The organism is Neobacillus canaveralius, assembly GCF_047237705.1.
GTDB classification, from domain to species: Bacteria; Bacillota; Bacilli; order Bacillales; family Cytobacillaceae; genus Neobacillus; species Neobacillus niacini_K.
Window position 1 is genome coordinate 2,419,467 of record NZ_JBDFLL010000001.1, and the last position, 20,496, is coordinate 2,439,962.

23 protein-coding genes are annotated in these 20,496 nt (G+C 36.9%); 19 read left to right on the forward strand and 4 right to left on the reverse strand.

What is annotated here, in order from left to right; all coding sequences use genetic code 11:
• Positions 1–333 precede the first annotated feature (333 nt).
• The 3 genes from ABC255_RS12440 to ABC255_RS12450 all read left to right on the forward strand — a co-directional run bounded on the left by ABC255_RS12440 (position 334) and on the right by ABC255_RS12450 (position 2,828).
• Positions 334–1,422: an FAD-dependent monooxygenase gene (locus tag ABC255_RS12440; RefSeq protein WP_412993856.1), complete on the forward strand. Its 1,089-nt coding sequence runs from the start codon at positions 334–336 to the stop codon at positions 1,420–1,422.
• Between the two features lie 104 nt (positions 1,423–1,526).
• Positions 1,527–2,246, forward strand: coding sequence for a phosphatase PAP2 family protein (locus ABC255_RS12445; RefSeq protein WP_412993858.1), 720 nt, complete (start codon positions 1,527–1,529; stop codon positions 2,244–2,246).
• 18 nt (positions 2,247–2,264) lie between these two features.
• Positions 2,265–2,828, forward strand: coding sequence for a GNAT family N-acetyltransferase (locus ABC255_RS12450; protein ID WP_412993860.1), 564 nt, complete (start codon positions 2,265–2,267; stop codon positions 2,826–2,828).
• Positions 2,829–2,916: 88 nt separating this feature from the next.
• Here ABC255_RS12450 and ABC255_RS12455 read toward each other — a convergent pair whose 3' ends face one another.
• Positions 2,917–3,357 carry a GNAT family N-acetyltransferase gene (locus tag ABC255_RS12455; RefSeq protein ID WP_412993861.1) on the reverse strand — a complete coding sequence of 147 codons (441 nt, stop codon included), beginning with the start codon at positions 3,355–3,357 and terminating at the stop codon, positions 2,917–2,919.
• A 230-nt stretch (positions 3,358–3,587) separates the two neighbouring features.
• Here ABC255_RS12455 and ABC255_RS12460 point away from each other — a divergent pair, with 230 nt between their 5' ends.
• From ABC255_RS12460 to ABC255_RS12470, 3 genes are all read left to right on the forward strand, one after another.
• A complete protein-coding gene (locus ABC255_RS12460) occupies positions 3,588–4,184 on the forward strand; it encodes a biotin transporter BioY (protein WP_412993863.1) in 597 nt (198 codons plus the stop codon).
• 18 nt (positions 4,185–4,202) lie between these two features.
• A complete protein-coding gene (bioB, locus tag ABC255_RS12465; protein WP_412993865.1) occupies positions 4,203–5,192 on the forward strand; it encodes a biotin synthase BioB in 990 nt (329 codons plus the stop codon).
• 130 nt (positions 5,193–5,322) lie between these two features.
• On the forward strand, positions 5,323–6,423 hold the full coding sequence (locus tag ABC255_RS12470; protein ID WP_412993867.1) for a threonine aldolase family protein: 1,101 nt from the start codon (positions 5,323–5,325) through the stop codon (positions 6,421–6,423).
• Between the two features lie 42 nt (positions 6,424–6,465).
• Here ABC255_RS12470 and ABC255_RS12475 read toward each other — a convergent pair whose 3' ends face one another.
• Positions 6,466–8,037 carry a hypothetical protein gene (locus ABC255_RS12475; protein ID WP_412993869.1) on the reverse strand — a complete coding sequence of 524 codons (1,572 nt, stop codon included), beginning with the start codon at positions 8,035–8,037 and terminating at the stop codon, positions 6,466–6,468.
• A gap of 198 nt (positions 8,038–8,235) precedes the next feature.
• Between ABC255_RS12475 and ABC255_RS12480 the strand changes: the two genes are divergently transcribed.
• The 8 genes from ABC255_RS12480 to ABC255_RS12515 all read left to right on the forward strand — a co-directional run bounded on the left by ABC255_RS12480 (position 8,236) and on the right by ABC255_RS12515 (position 15,449).
• Complete coding sequence (locus ABC255_RS12480) at positions 8,236–8,973, forward strand: DUF2161 domain-containing phosphodiesterase (protein ID WP_412993871.1); 738 nt, start codon at positions 8,236–8,238, stop codon at positions 8,971–8,973.
• 231 nt (positions 8,974–9,204) lie between these two features.
• Positions 9,205–9,405, forward strand: a complete 201-nt coding sequence (locus ABC255_RS12485; RefSeq protein ID WP_026568674.1) for a cold-shock protein — start codon at positions 9,205–9,207, stop codon at positions 9,403–9,405.
• A gap of 376 nt (positions 9,406–9,781) precedes the next feature.
• Positions 9,782–10,942 (forward strand): hypothetical protein, encoded by a 1,161-nt coding sequence (locus tag ABC255_RS12490; protein ID WP_412993873.1) that lies wholly within the window; start codon positions 9,782–9,784, stop codon positions 10,940–10,942.
• Positions 10,943–11,174: 232 nt separating this feature from the next.
• Positions 11,175–12,704, forward strand: a complete 1,530-nt coding sequence (locus ABC255_RS12495; RefSeq protein WP_412993874.1) for a spore germination protein — start codon at positions 11,175–11,177, stop codon at positions 12,702–12,704.
• Positions 12,705–12,710: 6 nt separating this feature from the next.
• Positions 12,711–13,820, forward strand: coding sequence for a GerAB/ArcD/ProY family transporter (locus ABC255_RS12500; RefSeq protein WP_412993875.1), 1,110 nt, complete (start codon positions 12,711–12,713; stop codon positions 13,818–13,820).
• Positions 13,795–15,042, forward strand: a complete 1,248-nt coding sequence (locus ABC255_RS12505; protein ID WP_412993877.1) for a Ger(x)C family spore germination protein — start codon at positions 13,795–13,797, stop codon at positions 15,040–15,042. The genes ABC255_RS12500 and ABC255_RS12505 overlap by 26 nt, the downstream gene beginning before the upstream one ends.
• Before the next feature lie 4 nt (positions 15,043–15,046).
• Positions 15,047–15,202 (forward strand): hypothetical protein, encoded by a 156-nt coding sequence (locus tag ABC255_RS12510; protein WP_412993879.1) that lies wholly within the window; start codon positions 15,047–15,049, stop codon positions 15,200–15,202.
• Positions 15,203–15,272: 70 nt separating this feature from the next.
• Complete coding sequence (locus ABC255_RS12515) at positions 15,273–15,449, forward strand: DUF2187 family protein (RefSeq protein ID WP_335535856.1); 177 nt, start codon at positions 15,273–15,275, stop codon at positions 15,447–15,449.
• Positions 15,450–15,517: 68 nt separating this feature from the next.
• On the opposite strand, the gene ABC255_RS12520 is transcribed toward ABC255_RS12515, so the two are convergent.
• Positions 15,518–15,709: a hypothetical protein gene (locus tag ABC255_RS12520; RefSeq protein WP_412993880.1), complete on the reverse strand. Its 192-nt coding sequence runs from the start codon at positions 15,707–15,709 to the stop codon at positions 15,518–15,520.
• Positions 15,710–15,872: 163 nt separating this feature from the next.
• Here ABC255_RS12520 and ABC255_RS12525 point away from each other — a divergent pair, with 163 nt between their 5' ends.
• The 4 genes from ABC255_RS12525 to ABC255_RS12540 all read left to right on the forward strand — a co-directional run bounded on the left by ABC255_RS12525 (position 15,873) and on the right by ABC255_RS12540 (position 18,732).
• Complete coding sequence (locus ABC255_RS12525; protein ID WP_412993882.1) at positions 15,873–16,028, forward strand: hypothetical protein; 156 nt, start codon at positions 15,873–15,875, stop codon at positions 16,026–16,028.
• Positions 16,029–16,239: 211 nt separating this feature from the next.
• Positions 16,240–17,355 carry a cysteine desulfurase family protein gene (locus tag ABC255_RS12530; RefSeq protein ID WP_412993884.1) on the forward strand — a complete coding sequence of 372 codons (1,116 nt, stop codon included), beginning with the start codon at positions 16,240–16,242 and terminating at the stop codon, positions 17,353–17,355.
• A 77-nt stretch (positions 17,356–17,432) separates the two neighbouring features.
• Positions 17,433–18,122: a hypothetical protein gene (locus ABC255_RS12535; protein ID WP_412993886.1), complete on the forward strand. Its 690-nt coding sequence runs from the start codon at positions 17,433–17,435 to the stop codon at positions 18,120–18,122.
• Positions 18,123–18,219: 97 nt separating this feature from the next.
• Complete coding sequence (locus ABC255_RS12540; RefSeq protein ID WP_412993888.1) at positions 18,220–18,732, forward strand: CBO0543 family protein; 513 nt, start codon at positions 18,220–18,222, stop codon at positions 18,730–18,732.
• Positions 18,733–18,807: 75 nt separating this feature from the next.
• Here the strand turns inward: ABC255_RS12540 and ABC255_RS12545 are convergent, their stop codons facing one another.
• Positions 18,808–19,722, reverse strand: coding sequence for a DsbA family protein (locus tag ABC255_RS12545; protein WP_412998549.1), 915 nt, complete (start codon positions 19,720–19,722; stop codon positions 18,808–18,810).
• Between the two features lie 154 nt (positions 19,723–19,876).
• Between ABC255_RS12545 and ABC255_RS12550 the strand changes: the two genes are divergently transcribed.
• Entirely contained in the window at positions 19,877–20,470 is a 594-nt protein-coding gene (locus ABC255_RS12550; protein ID WP_412993890.1) for a TetR/AcrR family transcriptional regulator, read from the forward strand.
• Positions 20,471–20,496 lie beyond the last annotated feature (26 nt).

The window sequence follows — 20,496 nt, forward strand, 5'->3', positions numbered from 1 at the left end:
AATTTGTACTACAGGATTATCATACAAGCTTTTAGAAGGAAATAGATTCAATTTTCCATTTCTTAACATTCATTAACCTCATCTTTAAAAAAACTCAAACAATTTGAAGTAATATTTACAAATAATTAAAAATACTTGACCTCATTTCCAATCAGTTTGGATTAAATAGGAAAATGGTAATTAGACATGGTAAAGAAATGATTGACCGTTTTTAATAATTTTGTTACTCTATACTTAACTTTTTTTCTTATCATGAAACTTTTTAAATCAAATATTTAGTCCAAAAATACCTTAATATATATATAAATTTAATAAAAGTAGAAGGTGGATAAAATGAACTTACAAGCAGATGTTTGTATCGTTGGCGGCGGACCTGCAGGGACATTACTTGGATATTTATTAGCTAAAAACGGTGTATCCACTATCATAATAGAACGATCTGCTGGAGTGAATAGACAATTCAGAGGCGAGCATATTAATGCTGAAACAGAAGCCATCTTAAAAGAGCACAAATTATTTGAGAAAATAGAAGAGCTTGGTATCCTCAAAATGAAAAAGGTACAATACTTCTCTGGAAGAAATATGGTAAGAAGTATTTCACCAGGTGCTCATGAGGATCATGTTGGAATTCATGTACCTCAAGTGCATTTATTAAGTGCCATTATCCAGGAATCAGAGGAAGATAACCATTTCCAACTATTATTCAATACTACCGTTAAAGAATTAATCCAGGATGAACAAGGAATATATACAGGTGTAAAAGCAATCCAAAACGGAGAAGAAATTACGATTTCAAGCAAAGTAACAATCGGTGCCGATGGTCGTTATTCAACCGTAAGGAAACTTGCGAAGATACCGACAATTGAAATGACACACGGATATGATGTCCTATGGGCAAAAATTCCCGCTCCAGAAGGCTGGGAACCAACAACTAGAATGGCACTAGTTGATGGTCATCAGTTGGCGTTGTTTAGCCAGACAGGTGGATTTATTCAAATAGGCTGGAATATTCCAGAAGGATCTTTTCCTGCTTTAAGGAAAGGATCAATACAGCCTTTTCTAGAACCATTAATTGAAAGTTTTCCAGAGCTAGAAGAAAGTGTGAACGAACACCTTCAATCTTGGAACGACTTTGTTTGTTTAAAGGTACAAAGCTCCCGCTGTGAAACATGGGTAGAGGATGGATTAGTCCTCATAGGGGATGCAGCACATACGATGACACCAACGGGTGCAATCGGAATAAATTGTGGAATGAAAGACGCCCATATCCTAGCACCAATATTAACCAAAGCAATAAACGAAGATAACATTACAGCTGACCATTTGAAAATCTTTGAAATGAGCAGAAAAAATGAAATCAAATCACAACAAATCATGCAAGTAAAACAAGAAACAACCTTTTACGAAAAATTTGTAGGGTAACTTACGGTGACAGGCACCAAATATACAAAAATCGCTGCTTATGCAGCGGTTTTTGTATATTTGGTGCCCTTTTTATTGTGTTAGAGTTTTTAGGATTGTAGAAAATGGGTAATTATATGGGTATCGATGATGGAGGGGTCAACAATATGAATTTGAAGTTCCAGGTTACACGTGTGTTTGTTTTTAGTTTATTTTCACTAATGTTTTTTAGTTTAGTTGCGATTTTGATGAGGGCAGATAAGTTGGTTGATTTTGATCAAACTGTTATTGGCGCTGTTCAAGCGCAAGAAGCGCCTTATATAACATCTGTTATGAAGTTCTTTACAGAAATTGGTTCAACTAGAATTGTTGTGATTCTATGCCTTTTTATTATCTTTTTCTTATATAAGGTTCTGCATCATCGACTGGAATTACTATTATTTATTGGAGTTGTTGTGGGATCACCCATTCTAAATCTTTTGCTGAAAGAAATTTTCCGACGTGCACGTCCAGAATTACATCGGCTGATTGAAATTGGCGGTTATAGTTTCCCAAGTGGTCATGCCATGAATGCCTTTACTGTATATGGGATCCTAACTTTTCTATTGTGGCGGCATATATTTAATCGAAGCGGACGTACCCTGTTGCTTCTCTTTAGCTCCTTTTTCATTATCATGATTGGAGTTAGCAGGATTTATTTAGGAGTCCACTATCCTAGTGATATCATTGGTGGTTATTTTGCCAGTGGCTTTTGGCTTGCTACATCCATATGGTTCTTTCAATGGTATATGGAGCGACGGCCGCAACTTGCTAGTAGAATGCTAAAAAGAACAGAAAAACTTTAAAATAAAGGAACCAGAACGATGGAATTTATCACAACCCAACAGTGGGATGAAGATTTATGGCAAAAGACTAGAGATATATATAATGTTGCTTTTGGCGAACATGCTACGAAGCCAGAAAAGGTTATCCAAAATATGTTTGCCAGGGGTCTTAGTGCACTTCATGTGTTAAAAGAGAACGATGTAGTTCTGGCGATGGCACTGACAGGTGCAATGCCAAACTCAAGTGTACTGCTGTTGGATTATTTGGCGGTACGCAAGAACTTACGAGGTCATGGGATTGGTAAGGGGTTTTTTGATTACTTATTAGAATGGGCTAGCTCGCAGCCGCAATTCAAACGGATATTGGTTGAGGTAGAATGTGATGACACACCGCAAAATCATGCGAGAATTCAATTCTGGGAAAAATGCGGATTTCAACTGCTAGACGACTATAAACATTGTTACAAATGGGGTCCACAACACTATATGGCAATGGTCCATTACCTTAAGGGTAAGCCTGCAATACCATTAAAAGGAGAAGATTGTCTGAAGTATATGGCATCTTTTCATAAAGAATCCTACAAACAAAACTTTAAAGCATAGAGTATTTGTGAGTTTTTGACTTTGAAAAATGGGGGTCATCAGGTTTTTATTCTGACGACCTCTTTTTTGCTTACTGTGAATAATAGTCTTAATCCAAGTTCTTTGTCATTAGGGTGGAAACGTCTGTAAATCCAAGCTTTTCATAAAGGTGTTTGGCATGGTTACCGGCATACACATTTAATTGAACCTTCTTATGACCCTCAGCACGTAACTGGATGAAAGCCGCCTTACATAGTTTCTCAGCTGCACCTTGATTGCGAAAGGGTGGGAGGACGTACATCTCATTGATAAATCCAACTTGTTCATCCGTATTTTGATCGATAATTCGACCTAAACCAACCCATCCTTGTATAACATTTTTTTTAACACGAACAAGGTAATATCCTCCAGCATTTAAAAATGGAGTCATCATTTCAATCGCTTTTTCACGACTTGGTGTAACGTACCCCATAGTGGCTTCTTTTAATACCTCTAAATGGTAATTTAAGATACTTTGAGTCTCCGCGTAAGTTGCTTTTCTAATCGCCATGTGCCTTTTCATCTCCTTTGAAAACTAGACGAATTCAAATCCCTTATATAGTCGAACACCTACACTAGAATATGAAAATAAATAAATTTTGTTGCTGTTTAACGGGGACCAGATAATACGTTTAGTAAAGGTTGCAGTTATTAATCATTTTATATGTAAACCTAAATATAATTTAGGTTGACATAAATAAACGAACCAATTATTCTTAATTTATAGAATTTTTTAGGGGGATGTTTATGAAACTTAAAACAACTGAGCTAACAGCAGCGGCTATGTTTGTTGCGCTAATGGCTGTTGGGGCTAATATTACATCAATTGCTCCATTCTTGGTCGTAGGGGGAGTACCGATTACACTGCAAACATTTTTTGCTATTTTAGCAGGTGTTGTTCTTGGCAGCCGTTTGGGTGCAATCGCAATGATGGTTTATGCATTTGTTGGTTTAGTGGGTGTACCTGTATTTGCTCAATTTGGCGGTGGATTTGGCACTTTCTTGAAGCCTACATTTGGTTTTATTGTTTCTTATGTTTTTACAGCGTATATAACGGGTTACATAATTGAAAAAATGAAAAATACAGTTGGGGTATTTGCATTTGCAGCACTAGTAGGGATGGCAATTAATTATGTTTTCGGTACGAACTGGATGTACGCCGCTTATAAAATTTGGGCTGCAGCACCAGATGGTTTTACTTACAAATTGGCTTGGTTATGGATGGTTGTTCCTCTACCAAAGGATATTATTCTTGCCATTTTAGCAGGGGTAGTGGGACATCGTTTAAAACGAACCTTATCAAAAAGCCAACTAAGCAATGTTAAAAACGCGAGTTAAGGTAAGTGGAGGGATTGGATGAGTAAGTGGAAGGAATTAGCGTTAGAGGTGCTAGATGGTCATGATATCTCAAAAGAGGAAGCATTGGATATTCTAAATTCCAGCGATACGGAATTACTAGAACTACTGCATGGAGCTTATGTAATTCGCCATCAATATTATGGAAATAAGGTTAAGCTTAATATGTTAATTAATACAAAATCAGGTCTTTGTCCTGAAAATTGTGGATATTGTTCGCAATCTAGTATTTCTACTGCACCGATTCAAAAATATCGAATGGTAGATAAAGATACAATCCTTAAAGGAGCTGAACAAGCCTTCCAGCTTCACGCTGGTACGTATTGCATAGTAGCGAGCGGACGTGGTCCTAGTAATCATGAAGTGGACCAAGTGGTTTCAGCAGTAAAGGAAATAAAGGATAAATACCAATTGAAGATTTGTGCCTGCCTTGGGATTTTAAAACCAGAACAAGCTGCCAAGTTAAAAGAAGCTGGTGTCGACCGCTACAATCACAACCTTAACACCTCAGAAAATCACCATGACTCCATCACGACATCACACACTTATCAGGATCGAGTAAATACGGTTGAGTTAATAAAAGAAGTAGGAATTTCTCCATGTTCAGGGGTAATCGTCGGTATGAAGGAAACGAAGGAAGACGTAGTGAACGTGGCAATGAGTTTAAGAGTATTAGATGCGGATTCTATCCCCGTTAATTTTCTGCATGCAATCGATGGTACTCCTCTTGAAGGCACTAAAGAGTTGAATCCTAGGTATTGCTTAAAGGTTTTAGCACTTATGAGGTATGTGAATCCAACGAAAGAAATCAGAATTTCAGGCGGGCGGGAAGTTAACCTAGGAAGTTTGCAGCCGCTTGGATTATACGCGGCGAATTCCATTTTTGTAGGAGATTACTTAACAACTTCAGGACAAGAAACGACGGCAGATCACCAAATGCTGAAAGACTTAGGCTTTGAAGTAGAATTTGTAAAAGAAACAGTCCAATGAAAAGGGTAAATAATATTTGGGCGTCATCTAGTAGATGATGTCCTTTTTCGTATGTTTTAGTATAATATACCATTAAAAAGGTAGAAACATCCTTGTTGAATTAAGATAGTAGTCTTGGAGGAGAACTGCAATGTCAGAGATCAATAGTTTAGGAGAAGCTTATAAAAAGGCAAAATATAAGGTGCCTGGTCATGGTCCGAGGAATGTTCAGGTGCTGAAGGATGCATTGTTGGATATTGATGGAGAGTTGGAAAGCGAGATGTACGGAAAGGGAAAAGTCATCGACGATTTCCAAGAGAAAATGGCGAACTACCTTGGCAAAGAGTCTGCTGTATTTTTTCCAAGCGGGACGATGGCACAGCAAATTGCCTTAAGGATTTGGTGTGACCAGAAAGGAATAAAAAAAGCAGCTTACCATCCATTAAGTCATTTAGAGATTCATGAAGAAGACGGATTAAAGGAATTGCACCATATTGAGACTTTTTTATTAGCGGACAAAGACAGTGTTATTCAGCTAGAGGATGTGGTTGGCTTAGAGGAGGAAATCGCTTGTTTATTGCTCGAGCTGCCGCAAAGGGAGATTGGTGGCCAGCTTCCTGACTACAAAACATTGGAAGACATCTCAGCTTACTGCAAGGAAAAGGGGATCAAATTACATTTAGACGGAGCAAGACTGTTTGAAATTTTACCTTATTATCAAAAATCGGCAGCAGAAATCTGCGCTCTTTTTGATAGTGTGTATGTTTCCTTTTACAAAGGCATTGGTGGGATTGCAGGGGCGATACTTGCTGGGGATAAAGCCTTTACGGAAGAATCAAAGGTCTGGAAAAGGCGCCATGGCGGCGATTTAATCAGCCTTTATCCGTACATCTTAAGTGCTGATTATTATTTTGTTCAGCGGGTGGAACAGATGAATCAGTACTATCAAGAAGCAAAAGAACTTGCCCACTACTTTAACCAATGTCATCGTGTTTCGACCAGGCCCTTGGAACCAGTCTCTAATATGTTTCATGTCCATTTTGAAGCACCGAAAGACGAGATGGAAGGGATTCTAACCGCAATCTATGAAGAAACAGGCATTGGCTTAACTGGTTATGTACGCGAAGTTACCAAGACAGCTAGTTACTACGAAGTTAGCATTGGTGATTTGTATGCGCAGCTGCCTAAAGAGGATTTAAAAAAGGTCTTTCAATTGCTGGATGCAAATATGAGAAGTATAAAAACTCTATAAAATTTATTGAAAAATCCCCATTTCAAAAATGGGGATTTTTACTTAGATAATATAGGGACCAAAGAAAATGGTTAATAGTAAGATGTGAAGTCCGACAAAATAGCTTATTCTTACCGTACCTGCCCAATCATTTACTTTTTTAGTATGCATCGTTAACCAAAAAGCGATGATAGCAAATAAAATCATGTAAACATAAGAACTGCCGGTAAAGGTTAAGTAACTCGGTGCGTTTGTATAAATGTTATCTAAGAAAAATCGGTCTTTCCAAATGAGTGCTGCTATAGCATAAAGCCCAATTCCTGTATAAAAATACCAAGCTGGATCGCGATCAGCGATTCGATTTCTAAAGATATACATAAATACAACGAAAAGAACTGGCCAGATAAACCATATGACCGCAAAGGCAATACCGAAAAAGGATGAAGTGATCATACCAAATGTCTTACCCAGTGCCTGCAGCCAATCGTCCCCCGTAAACTCAATTAATGGATCGACCGTTTTTATATCAGAAGATGAAACTTTAATTTTATGGTCATCACCGTCTAAATCCACCCATGCAATGGTTTCTTCATTTATCCATTGTGGGTTTGTTGAAATATCTGGTGTATTGCTGCGTCGCTCCGTTTTAGTAGTGCCACTTTCACTGATTTCTGCAGAATAGATATTAAAGGTTGTACTGTCATTGAATTGAGTTTGTGTTCGCCCGTTTGCGTGAAAAAGAATAGTTGGTTTATCATTACGAAACGTAAGAACGACATCAGATACTTCCTTCAAGCTGTTTTTTCCAGCTGGATCTTCAAAGGTTAACTCGTTCAGAGTTTGCGCGTTCGGATTTGTAATATTTGTGAGCAGAAAGTAGTTGAAAAACTCTGGATTCCCGCCTTGTGTGGATTGAAGCTCTTCCTGAAGTAACAGTGCTAATGTTTGACCATCCAATGCAAACGAGATATCATTAACAGCTTTTCCTGGGTCGACATTTATTCTAGATTGGTATACAGTCTGCAATTTTCCATTTGCATGTTGCTTTAGTGTAACATCGACTCCTGTTGGATCAGATGTATAGGTTAATAGATTTACTCCCTCTTCGTTCTCTTGAGGTATGACATTGAGCTTATCCAAATCAATCTCCATCACTTTTTCAGATGTCTTCGTTTCTGGTGAAAGTTGATAAAGCACATGATCCTTTACATAAAGAGTAGTAGTTTCCAAAGGATAAAACTTCTCAACTTCGGAGACGAGCATATTCTTATCTTGGTCATAAATATTTTTAAAATCAAAATAGATAATCGTATCTTCTTGTTGATAAACCTGCGTCCATTTATTTACCGGTATGTTGTAGGTTTTCTCTTTTTCTACTGTAAAATCCTTGCCCAAAGTAGTAGTCGCTAATTTTCCATCTTTAAATCTTGTAAAAATAAACTCTCCATTTTCTGTCACTTTTACCGGAGGCAGTTGATTCAGTTCTGTTTCTCCTATTGTCAGAGCCCTGCTCCAATCATCTGCAGGGTGTTCAGTCACATCAGAAAAGTTTTCATAGAATAATAGAAGTATTCCTATTATCATAATAATCCCAGGTACAATCCAATAAAGCTTAGTTGCGAATTTCATGTTCATTTTAGACCCCCATGATACCATTCAATTTCTCTATTTATTTTGACAAAAATAATAGTAACATAATTCTGACAGAATAGGCTATTTCAAATACACTGACTTTGTAAAAAAATGTTAGTAAGAACCTGGCTTTTCAATTGATAAACCTTAGACCATTTTCATGGTAAGATACTAGGAGAAAAATGTTTTTAGGAGATCCGTATGAAAGAAAAGAAAAAGCTGCAAGAGGTAGATTTATATAAACCAATTCAGAGGTATTTTTTACGAGAAGGCTATGAGGTCTATGGTGAAGTAAAGGACTGTGATATCGTCGCTGTTAAAGAAAGTGAGCTGATCATAGTTGAATTAAAACTCACTTTAAGTGTCGATCTACTTATTCAGGCAGCAAAGCGGCAAAAGTTAACGAACCAAGTATATATTGCCATTCCTAGACCAAAGGGCAGGCTGAATTCTAAGCAATGGGCAGATAAATGTCATTTAGTGAAAAGGTTAGAGCTAGGCTTAATTGTGGTTTCCTTTCCAGGTAACGGCTCAAAAGCAGATATACTGATCCACCCAACTCCTTTTACTGGTAAAATCGCAACGGGGAGGAACAAGCTAAAGAGAGAAGCTATTTTGAAAGAAATTAGCGGACGAAGTGCTGATTTCAATGTAGGGGGAAGTAGTCGGACGAAAATCATGACCGCCTACAAAGAAAATTGCATACAAATTGCTTGCTTACTAGATAAAATGGGACCATTATCACCAAAGGCATTAAAGGATTTTGGTGCCGGTGATAAAATCCCCTCAATCTTAACAAATAACTATTATGGATGGTTTGAACGGATTAAGAGAGGTACCTACGACCTTACCGAGAAGGGCAGACTGGAAGTGCAGGAGTTTCAGGAGCTAGTAAAATATTATCTCGAAAAATTAGGCGATGGGGGGGAAACCAATTGAAGAGTATTACAGTTCTTACTGCCCAGCATGAGACTATGATAAAAAAGGAATTGGAATCGCTCTAGAAAAAAACTTTGAGATTAATTTGCTTTAATTAGATATCTCTGTTATATTAAAGAAGAATTATTTTTGTTTGTCAGTTGGATTAAAAAGTTTTCAAACTTTACGTCTAAAGAACTGAGCAAGGATAGTAACACAATGTGTGCACAGCACACGAGGAGGAAACAACAAATGGAACAAGGTAAAGTAAAATGGTTTAATGCAGAAAAAGGTTTCGGATTCATCGAAAGAGAAGCAGGAGACGATGTATTCGTACACTTCTCAGCTATCCAAAGCGAAGGTTTCAAAACTTTAGACGAAGGTCAAGCAGTTACTTTTGAAGTAGAACAAGGTCAACGTGGACCCCAAGCTACTAACGTTCGTAAAGCATAATTGAACCGACATATATAAAAAGACTCTCTTTTGAGAGTCTTTTTTCTTTTCCTAAAGGGATAATCTTGCCCGTAAACTAGGAAAACAAAAAAACCCTGCTCAGTAAATTGAGCAGGGCGGGTAATCGAAAAACGTAAAACGTAAAGCAAATGGTAGACACAGTATAGCACACATTCAACGTAATCCCTAATTATTTTTAAAAATAATCAAAAAACGCCCCTTACCTACGAACTTCTCCCTGTATTAACTACCAATCAATACATTCTCCTGAATTCCTAAGGATTTTTAAAGGAAAAATAACACATTTAAAAGGTGTAGAGGATTTTTTGTTGAAATAAGTATAGTAAGTTTTTCCATTGGTGAGGTGGGATAAAAATTGAATGATATCCAATATGCATTTATAAATGAATTTGGCCATTACGGATTCGATTTTGATCAACCTGAGACTTCGACACACTTTATAATCGTTTCTATACTAGTAAAAGGTTCTGATAAAGAATTCCTACAGGAGGAAGTAGAAAAAATCAAACGAAAACACCTTTCAAAAAAGGAAATTGACGATAGTCTTCGCATGGAACTCTTACAGGATTTAAAGGACCTGCCCTTTAAGGTATACGCGTATGTTATTGATAAACGTAAAATTCGGGAAGACAGCGGCGTTACCTATGAAAAAACATTTATTAAATTTTTCAATCGCAATATCTTTGATGATTTATATCGTACCTTTGACACCCTTGACCTTGTCGCGGATGAACAGGGAACAAAAGAGTTTACGCAGGAATTTATTGCTTACGTAAAACAGAAGTGCATTCCAGACTTGTTTAATTATTCAACCTTTGGCTTTAACAGCAGCGAATCAGATATTCTTCTGGAATTGGCACAGTTTATCGCTGAGACAATTGCAAAAGGATATGATGCAAAATATCACTCTCATCAGTATCCATCGTTTTATAGACTTTTAAAAAATAAGATTATCACGATTAATCTTTGGCCTCATGATTACAAGCACTACCTCTATGACTACCATTTTGAAAAAACGGACTCAGAAACCGATCAGATTATTATTAAACAAGCAGTTAATTCAGCCTATCAATACATCGAAAAACATCGAAAAAGTGAAGAAGAGGATGAAAAAGTCCGGATTGATTTACTGAAGTTTCTATTATTCAATTTAAAGGAAAATCCTGATGAATATGTGTATACCGAAGAAATCCTTGATAACCTTAATGCGATTAGAATCAATAAAATCAAGCAGCATTATTTTCGGTCAAATATTGTTTCAAAGCTGCGCGACCAGGGGTTATTAATTGCCTCCAGCAATAAAGGTTATAAGCTGCCTGTTTGTTTAAATGATCTGTACGACTTTGTGAATCTATCAAGTTTAACGATTCATCCGATGATTCAACGAGTCGCAAAGTGCAGGGACCAAATCCTCTTGGCGACTAATCGTGAAATAGACATCCTCGAAAAATCAGAGTATGACTATCTAAAAAGAGTCATTGAAATGGAAAAAAAATCAATAATAATCAACGAATAAAAGGTAATTAGGTTATTGGAAGAGGTGAATATTAATCCTCCATTCTGTAATCCGTGCCTACAAAAAAATTGCTCTAGAGGGAAGTCAGGTCAATCATCTGACGACACCCCTAGAGCAATTTTTATTATTTGGATAACTTCTTTTTATTTCAGTAGTAGTCCAATTCATACATAAAACCCCTTTAGATGGAAAACGATATAAAAACTGGGAGGGGTGTTTTGTGAGGAAAAAGATGACTAAGTTGTTGAAGAATACTCTCAACACTGAACCTGAATTTAAAGAAGAATCCAATGTAGAGGAAATTGAAATCAAAAAACAAGACATAAGTTCGTCTATTGAGAAAAATTTAGAGACCTTTAAGTCGATCTTTACGATTCCTGATAATACAGATGTCAAATTACGTAAGTTTACGATCCAGCAGCTAAATCGAAAGGCATTTATCATTTTTATCAGCACAATGGCTGATTTAAAAAACATCATGGAAGGTATTGAGGGACCATTAATTGATAGCGAGCACCCTTCAACCAAAATTCAAGATATCGTTTCATATCCAGTTGAAAATACTTCTACCAATATTGGAGATATAACGGAATTCATTGCCGCAGGTGTTACAGCACTATTTGTTGATGGCGATCCCAATTGCTATTTATTTGAAACAACAAAAATTCGGGGTCGTTCCATTGAGAAGTCTGAAAATGAAGTAATCGTAAAAGGTGCAAAAGAAGCCTTTAATGAAAAGGTCATTGACAATATTTCCTTAATCCGAAAAAAAATTAAAAATGAAAATCTTCTCGTCCAAGCGCAGAAGATTTCTAAGCGTTCCAGGAATACTGTATTTCTTGTTTATCAGAGGGACCTTGTCAATAATGAGCTACTTCAAAATGTAAAAGATAGGTTAAACTCCTTTGAAATTGATAGTGCTGTTGATTTAAGTATATTAGAGCAATATTTAGAGGAACGCCCAAGATCCTTATTTCCAACCATTGTATATACAGAACGTCCTGACCGTGCAGCTGCTTTTATTGAAGAAGGGCATATTGTTTTACTGATGGAAAATTCACCCAGCTGTTTAATCCTGCCTGCTACCTTTTGGGCGATGTTTCATTCACCAGAAGATCATTACTTGCGGGCACCATACGGTAATTTCATTCGAATATTACGGTTCCTTGCTCTATTTGTTGCTGTTTTTACCTCCCCATTCTATCTTGCGATTACGAACTTTCATGTTGGGATGATTCCTCCTGATTTATTGATGGCGATTGCAGGTACAAGGGAAAGGGTACCTTTTCCATCAATCATTGAAGTGCTAATGATGGAACTTGCCTTTGAGCTTATACGTGAAGCTGGATTACGCGTGCCATCCCCGATTGGTCCAACGATTGGGATTGTGGGTGCCTTAATCTTAGGTCAAGCTGCTGTTCAAGCCAATATCATAAGTCCTATCGTCATTATCGTTATTGCCTTAAGCGGGTTAAGCTCTTTTATAATTATTGATATAAGTATGAATTTCGCCATTCGGATTACCCGTTTTTTATTTATTTTTACAGCTGGATTTATCGGAATATATGGGGTCACGGCTTTATTTATTGGAGGGCTCTTTTATTTAGTATCGTTGAAGTCATTTGGCACATCATATTTTGCACCGATGACCCCGCATTCCTTCTCATCAAAGGATCTACTGATACGACATACTCCAATGAAGGAAAGGTTCCGGCCAGGATATTTAAAACCAAAGGATATGGTTAAACAAAGAAAGGGATAAAACGATATGAAACAGCAATCTGGAAAAATTGGAGTTCGTGAATTTGTTTCCATCGCAGTATTAATGGTAGGGTCTAAAGCTTCTGAGGATACGCCGGCCCATCTGTACAGTCAAGTACAAAATGCAGCATGGATGATTCCGTTCATTTCAGCCGGAATCCTTTTTATCCCCCTCTTTTTATTGATAAAAACGATGTCATTGTATGAAGAAAAAGATCTGTTTTCTGTTATAAAAAAGGTACTTGGAAAATACCTGGGTTTTTTGGTTTGCTTAGTGATTTTTATCATCAGCTCATTTGCTGTTTCGTTTGATAGCAGAACGTACACCAACATCATTCGAACATTTTACTTTACTACCACTCCTACTCTTATCATTTATGCCATTTTAATGTTTATTTGTGCATATGGCGCCAAGAAAGGACTTCAACATATTGGATCGGTTTCCTATCTAATTGTGTTCTATGCAGTACTTTCTTTGTATCTAGCCTTGTGGCTGGGTACCCAGCATGCCAATATTAATTCTATGTTTCCCCTTTGGGGTCCTGGACCACTAGAACTACTGAAGGAAGGATCACAAAAGTTAACTTTATTTGCTGACTTTTTTCTTTTTACCATGGTGGTGCCGTATATTACATCAAACAAAGCATTCAAAAAAGGTACTTGGATTGCCTATATTTACGTCAGCATCCAAATTAGTCTAGCTATTCTTATTTTTGTCTGCATGTTTGATGAGTCCTTAGGGGGAGTGGCCTACCCTTTCCATACTGTTATACGTTTTATTTCACTTGGCGATTACATTCCGAATGTCGAAATCATTTTCTTCATCATTTGGATTATGGCGGCATTTATTCGTTTTACCGCATTTTTGTACATAAACGCCCTTATGTTCGGTCATCTATTTAAAATTAAAGACTTTGAATACTTGATTCCATCACTGGCGACAATTTATTTGATGATCGGCATGATTCCAGAAGCACCCATGGATGTCAGCCTTGTATTTAAACCTGTAGTAGTGAAAACAGCAGGTCCAACGTTCGCCGTCATTTCAATTATTATTTGGCTAGTTGCTTTGATAAAGGGAGAATTTAAACATGCAAAAAACAAAAACATTATGTAGATTATTGTTGTTTTTCGTTATGGTTTGCATATTATCTGGCTGTTGGGATCGGGAAGAATTGGAGGATAAATCCTATGTCATCGGATTAGGACTTGATAGTTCAAAAGAAAAAGATAAAATTAAAGTCACCATGTTGCTGGCAAACCCTGAAGTTGGCAGTATGCAAGGCGGCGGTGGTTCAACAGAAAAACCGCGTGAAATTATTACATTTGACGCGAATGATTTCATTGCGGCCAAAGCGACTGCAAATTCAGTCATTTCACGTAACATAAGCTACGAACTATTAAGGATATTTGTTGTTTCCGAAGAATTTGCAAGAGATTCAATTTTTCCGTCTATATTTGCCGAAGTTTTAAAGGATAAAGAAATTCGCCTTAATAGTTATATCGCTGTTTCGAAAGAAAAAGCCTCACAATATTTTCTAAGAAATAAACCGAGAATGGAAACAAGACCACATAAATACTTTCAATTTATGGTCGATCACGGGATTGAAAATGGGCTCATACCCGATTCAAACTTATTTCGTTATTTCCAAACTGCGGATAGAGGAAGTGATCTTTTTCTGGCCATGTATACAACGGCAAAAAGGGTAAAGAACCCTGAGATAAAAAGGGAGGATGAATACACGGCAGGTGAACTGAATGCAACGGGTGAACTTGATGATACACAATTTATCGGCTCGGCTGTTTTTAAGAATGGGGTCATGTTTGATACACTAACAGGTCAGGAAACCCGTGCGATCAATATTCTAGATGATACGACGAATATTAAAGATATATTGGTAAATATGCCTGATCCTTTCTCAGATAAAAAGAAACAATTTGCAGCAAGAATCATGAAAACGGAAAACAATAAAGTAAAAATGAATTTGAAGGGCATAACACCCAAGATTTTCATCACCATCCCTTTACAATTAGAAATAATGTCTAACCCTAGTATGGTGGACTTTACAAAAGAAAAAAACCAACGAATCTTAAAGAAAAGTATTGCTGATCATCTTGAAAAAGCGAATGAAGACCTTTTAAAGAAGACACAAACCAAATTCAAAGGAATTCCATACCCGCTGCCGATATATTCAAAAAAATATTTCGGAACGATTCAGGAATACAAAAAATACAATTGGGCAAAAGCTTACCCCCGTGCGGACATCCGAGTAAAAGTGGATGTTACAATTGTTGATTATGGGAATCGAACGAAACAAGCTAAAAAGTTGGGGGGCTAGTAGGATGCAGTTACTTATTATCGCTTCTCTAGTCACGATTACGATATATACACTCGGATTTGGTGTTACCTTATGGAAGGGAAAACAAAAAATAAGTGCAATAGCCGTATTCTTTCTTACACTTACAATAATCGTTCTCCCTTTTTTTACGATTTTTTGATCTTCATTTTGCTGGGGAAAACAAGTATTTAATCTGTAATTTTTGGTAAATCTAAAGTCGAGGTGATAGAATGGCTAATGCAAAAGTCGGTGATAAGATTTCCTTTAAACGAGAAGGGAATTCTTTAGAAGGTGTAGTCACGGGAGTAAGGGAAAATTCCGTTATGGTTCAATACGGTATGTCAAAGGATAAGGATGAACCTCTGATTACGATTGTCAATCATAAAAATTACAAAATTACAAAATAAATTGGCAGTATATCCTAAAAAAAAGCCAATGAAAAAATCCCTTTCAACTAAAGGGATTTTTTTATTGCTTAATCGTGGTTGCGGTGACCCTTTTCGTTTTGGGTACCAGTTAAGTTATCTGTAGCGCTTTTAGCTGCGTCAACAGCGCTCATCGCAACGTTTTCAGTTGTTTCTAATGCACTATGAAGCGCATGGAAAGCAGCACCCGCTGTTTCTTTAATGCCTTGTGCAACACCTTTATTATTTTGTTTATTTGCCATTATGGTTCACCTCCTAAACAGAAATAGGTTATGTAATTATGGCTGGACTATTCAGTTGAAAAAGGAGTCCAGATAAATATTTCCATTTAACTCTTTCTTCATTAAGGGAATAGTAAAAGTGATATTACGTTGAACCATGAACAAAGATTTAGGAGGAACTAGAATGGATGAAAATAAAAAAATGGAAAAGCTGCTTCGAGATTATGGTTATCCTGAAAAAGCAATTCCAAGATTAATGCGCGAAATTAGTTCAATGAACTATGATAGAGTGAGAAAGCTAATCCTGCCGTACAACGATATGACAGCGGACAGATCTTAATTCTTTTAGATATTAAACAATAATATAATTATGTAAACTAAAAATGAATTCATCCCAAAATCGTCCCAAACGCTGAAATACTACAGTCCATTTCAGAAAGTACTCAGTACTAGCTGTAAATGGACATTCTTTTAATAATATTAGAACTATTAAACCATTTTTTTAGTAGAATTAGAGATAACGAGATGTAGGCGAAGGGATGGATACTCGAATGGAAAAAATTTATTTAGATTACAATGCAAGCACTCCTTTGGCACCTGAAGTGGTTGATGCCATGCGGCCAGTGTTGAATGATTACTATGGGAATCCTTCAGCACTGCATTGGGCGGGAAAACCTGTGAAAGCAGTATTACATAAAGCGAGAGAACAAGTTGCTGGGCTCATTAACTGTTCTCCTGGAGAAATTATATTTACCTCAGGTGGAAGTGAAGCCAATAACCTTGCACTTAAAGGTTATTATTTTAAAAACGTGCATAAAGGGAACCACATTATTACCTCAAAAATTGAACACCCTGCGATTATAAATCCTTGTAAGTTCCTTGAAGAAATCGGAGCAAGGGTAACATACGTTGGTGTGGATCAATACGGGAGAGTTTTACCTGAGGAAATTGAAAAAGCTGTGTCAAAAGATACTATCTTAATTACCATCATGCATTCCAATAATGAAACAGGTACCTTGCAGCCGATAAAAGAAATTGGACAGATAGCAAAAAAGCATGGAATTGCTTTTCATACAGATGCTTCGCAATCGGTCGGGAAAGTTCTAGTGGATGTAAATGAGTTAAAAGTCGATATGCTAACCATTGCAGGTCATAAACTGTATGCTCCAAAGGGCATTGGTGTTCTGTATATTCGCGAAGGTGTGGAGCTTGAACCGCTGATTCATGGTGCTGGACATGAACATGGATTACGGGCAGGAACTGAAAATACCTTATTGGCGGTCGGTTTAGGGAAGGCATGTGAAATCGCAGGTACACAATTAGGTACCATTATGCAAAAGGATTTGACCGATTATTTTTGGAACGAATTAAGAGCTGAGTTTGGTGATCAGGTGGTATTAAATGGACATCCTGAGGAACGATTACCGAATACTCTAAATGTCAGTTTTGTTAAAAGGATTGGGCAAGATTTATTAAATGCAATCCCTCAGCTCGCGGCATCAACTGGTTCTGCATGTCATGCCGGAAGCATTAAGTTATCACCAGTTTTAAAAGAAATGAATGTACCTGAAGAAGTGGGAATGGGTGCGATTCGATTTAGTTTAGGGAGATATACGACCAAGGATGAAATCAATATCGTCGTTAAAGCGTTTAAAGAAATCTTGTAATAAAATATGCAATTTCATTAATAGATATTTTGTTATTTCAAATAATAACTAAAAACGTGTCTTTAATGAGGTCTGTTATGAAAAAATTTGTCCTGTTAACCCTTATCAGTATTGTGTTGCTCACAGCATTTGCAAAATCAAACCAAGTCGTTCCGTTTTTGCGATCGGCAGCAAAAGGTTTGCCAGAAAATACAAACGTCCCGGTGCTTCTGCCAACGTATTGGAAGGAACAAACGAAAAGGCCAAAGAAGCATACCGCGGTAAAAGTAAAGGCCTATGAAAATGGCTATGCGATATATTTTTTATCTATGGATAAACCATATAGGGCAAATGACCCCGCCTTGTTTCATCCAAAAGAGTCGAGCGAAATCGGAGAGCTATCCGGATTTGTTGGCACTATGACTCCTGGCGAGCGACCAAGTGATTTTGTTTTTTATAAAAAGAAAAATGGCGCTAAGTTATGGATCCAACCGTGGGTAAGGTCTATCATCTACGCAAAGCGCGGACCTTGGACGATGTTTTTTGATGGAGATAAAGGGGATGAGCCATATCAGCAGGCAGATGAGTTGTTTAAAGCGATGAAGAATGCAGATTGGCTTAAAGGCAAGGTCATTCACGAAGGACATATCGCAATCCTAGGCACTAGACGCGAAGCATACACAAGCATTGATTGGGAAACAACTAATGAATTTGTTTATCACTTTTCTTATAAAGGTCCTATTAAGGAAGCGGTAAAAATCGTCCAAAGTCTGGAATATGTTGAATAAGTCTACTATGTGATTATTACATTTGCAGCCTGCTCTTCATTTTAAATCTCTTTGTAAATACATACTTATTATATTAAGGTGAGGTAGGTGGTCTAATATGGTAGCAATCGTTCTCTCTATATCATGGATTATTGCTGCCATGAAATTTGGAGATCGTGATTGGAGTAAATATTATCCCTCAATGTTATTTGCCGCACTAGGGAATGCACTGTATGAAATCCTTTGTTATAAATATCAACTGTGGACGATGGAACCGAATGGGGTCGCTTACTCGATAATCCCAATGTTGTTGCTTATTTTAGTTGGTATGCCATTATCAACATGGGTCTTCTTATCTAAATACCCATATAAATTAAGTATATATATTAAGGGCATTTATGTTTCATTTTTCGTAGTAGTATTTATTGTTTTAGAATATGTGGCTGTAAAGTTAGGCTCAATTTCTTATCATAATGGCTGGAATCTCGGATGGTCATTATTTTTTGTGATTGTCATGTTTATAGTGATAAGAATACATTTTACTAGACCTATTCTTGCACTACTCATTTCAATCCCTTTTTCTCTCGTTTTATGTATGATATTCGAAGTTACGTTAGATAAAATGAAGTAAAGAATTCACTTAGGAACGACCAAAAGCAACTTTTATATAGAAGTTGCCTTTGTCGTTTTTAGTCGAAGATTTATATTACTTAATTGTAGGGGTAAAGTATGATTCTCCTAGAATTTCCTTTACTTGATATTGAGCGGGTGAAAGCTCCTTTTCAACAAAGGCATTAATATCCGATTGATCAACGTCGTACATGATTTCAATCTCTTTTGAAAATAGAAGTTTTTCTTTTTCAAGCAAACTAGGAAGAGAAGGTAGTTGTATTGGCTGGAGTTCTTCCATATTTAGTACCTGTTTTAATCCATCCACATAGGATTCAAACGGACGTCCGCCAACAATTTTTACCCCTTTATTTTCCTCATTGATCATAACAATCGTTGGAAATCCTCTAACACCTAAGCTTCTTGCAAGACCAAAATCTTCATTCAACAATTGTTGACCTGCTGGCTGTTCCGCTTCATTTACAATTGTTTCTCCATCAAGACCAAGTTTATTGACGATCTCAATCATAACGGATGTGTCTGAGATATTTTTATTGAAGGCGAAAAGCTCTTCTCTAGCACGACGTAAATATTCATAAGCCACTGCATCGCTATGATTTTTTTGAATCACTTTATAAACCCGTGAAGGCGGGAAGGATGATTGTACTGGATTGTCAATCATGAGTGATCCATCTATTGGCATCCGGGAATGTTTTCCCACTTCCCTCCAATGAGGAGCAACGTCCGCAGGCTTATAAATTCCGTTTGCAGGATCAATGGGCCCGTCATGCCATTTTTCCAGCAATCCACCCATTACCGGATGGAAGTTAAAATAGTGTCCATACTGCTCTTTAAACCGACGCAACAGCGGTTCAATCGCCCAGCAATGAGAGCAAATTGGGTCTGTTACATAATAAACCTCAATTGATTTTTTGGGTTGATTAAAATCAATCAGCTCCATTTCTTCCTCACCTGCTACTCCACATACACCTGTTTCTAAATCACAAATCATATTGTTGTTGTTATTCAATATTTTTCAATCCTCCTATTTGCTTTATAATTGCATTTTAGTAAATAATGAAAGAGATCAATACCGATAGTTCCTTCAATATGTCGTTTATTCAACACATTGAAGAAATTGTTGAAAAAGTAGGAGGGACCACAAAATGACTCAATCAAAGACGGACCCCCGAGTTTTACGTACTCGCAGATTAATTATGGATTCTTTTATTGAACTTTCATCTAAAAAAGAATTTAAAGATATTACCATAAAGGATATAACAACCGAGGCGAAGATTAATCGCGCCACTTTTTATTATCATTTTGAAGATATCTATGACTTATTAGAGAAGGCATTATCTGAGGTATTGTTAGTGAATTTAAATGAAGAAGTTTTCAAGACTGACCAAATAAATGAAGAAGTCTTCATTTGTATATTCACAGCCGTTACAAATTTTCAAAAGTCATTATCCAATCGTTGTCATCGAGGATACGAAGATACAATTGCCCGAATCATTAGGGAACAGCTTGAAGTCATTTTTTACAAAATGTTAGTAAAACAGACGACATCGGAAGATAAGGAAGCACCCAAAATTAATACTGTCATCTTAAGCTGGGGAATTTATGGAGCTTCAGTAGAATGGAAACGAAATGGTATGACAATTCAGCCTGAAGATTTTATTAAACCATCCATTCCTTATTTATTGTCTGGAATAGAAATGGATACCAAAAAACTGACAAGTAAAAGAGACCGGGAGTAAAATCAATTGCTTGTCAATTAGTGAAA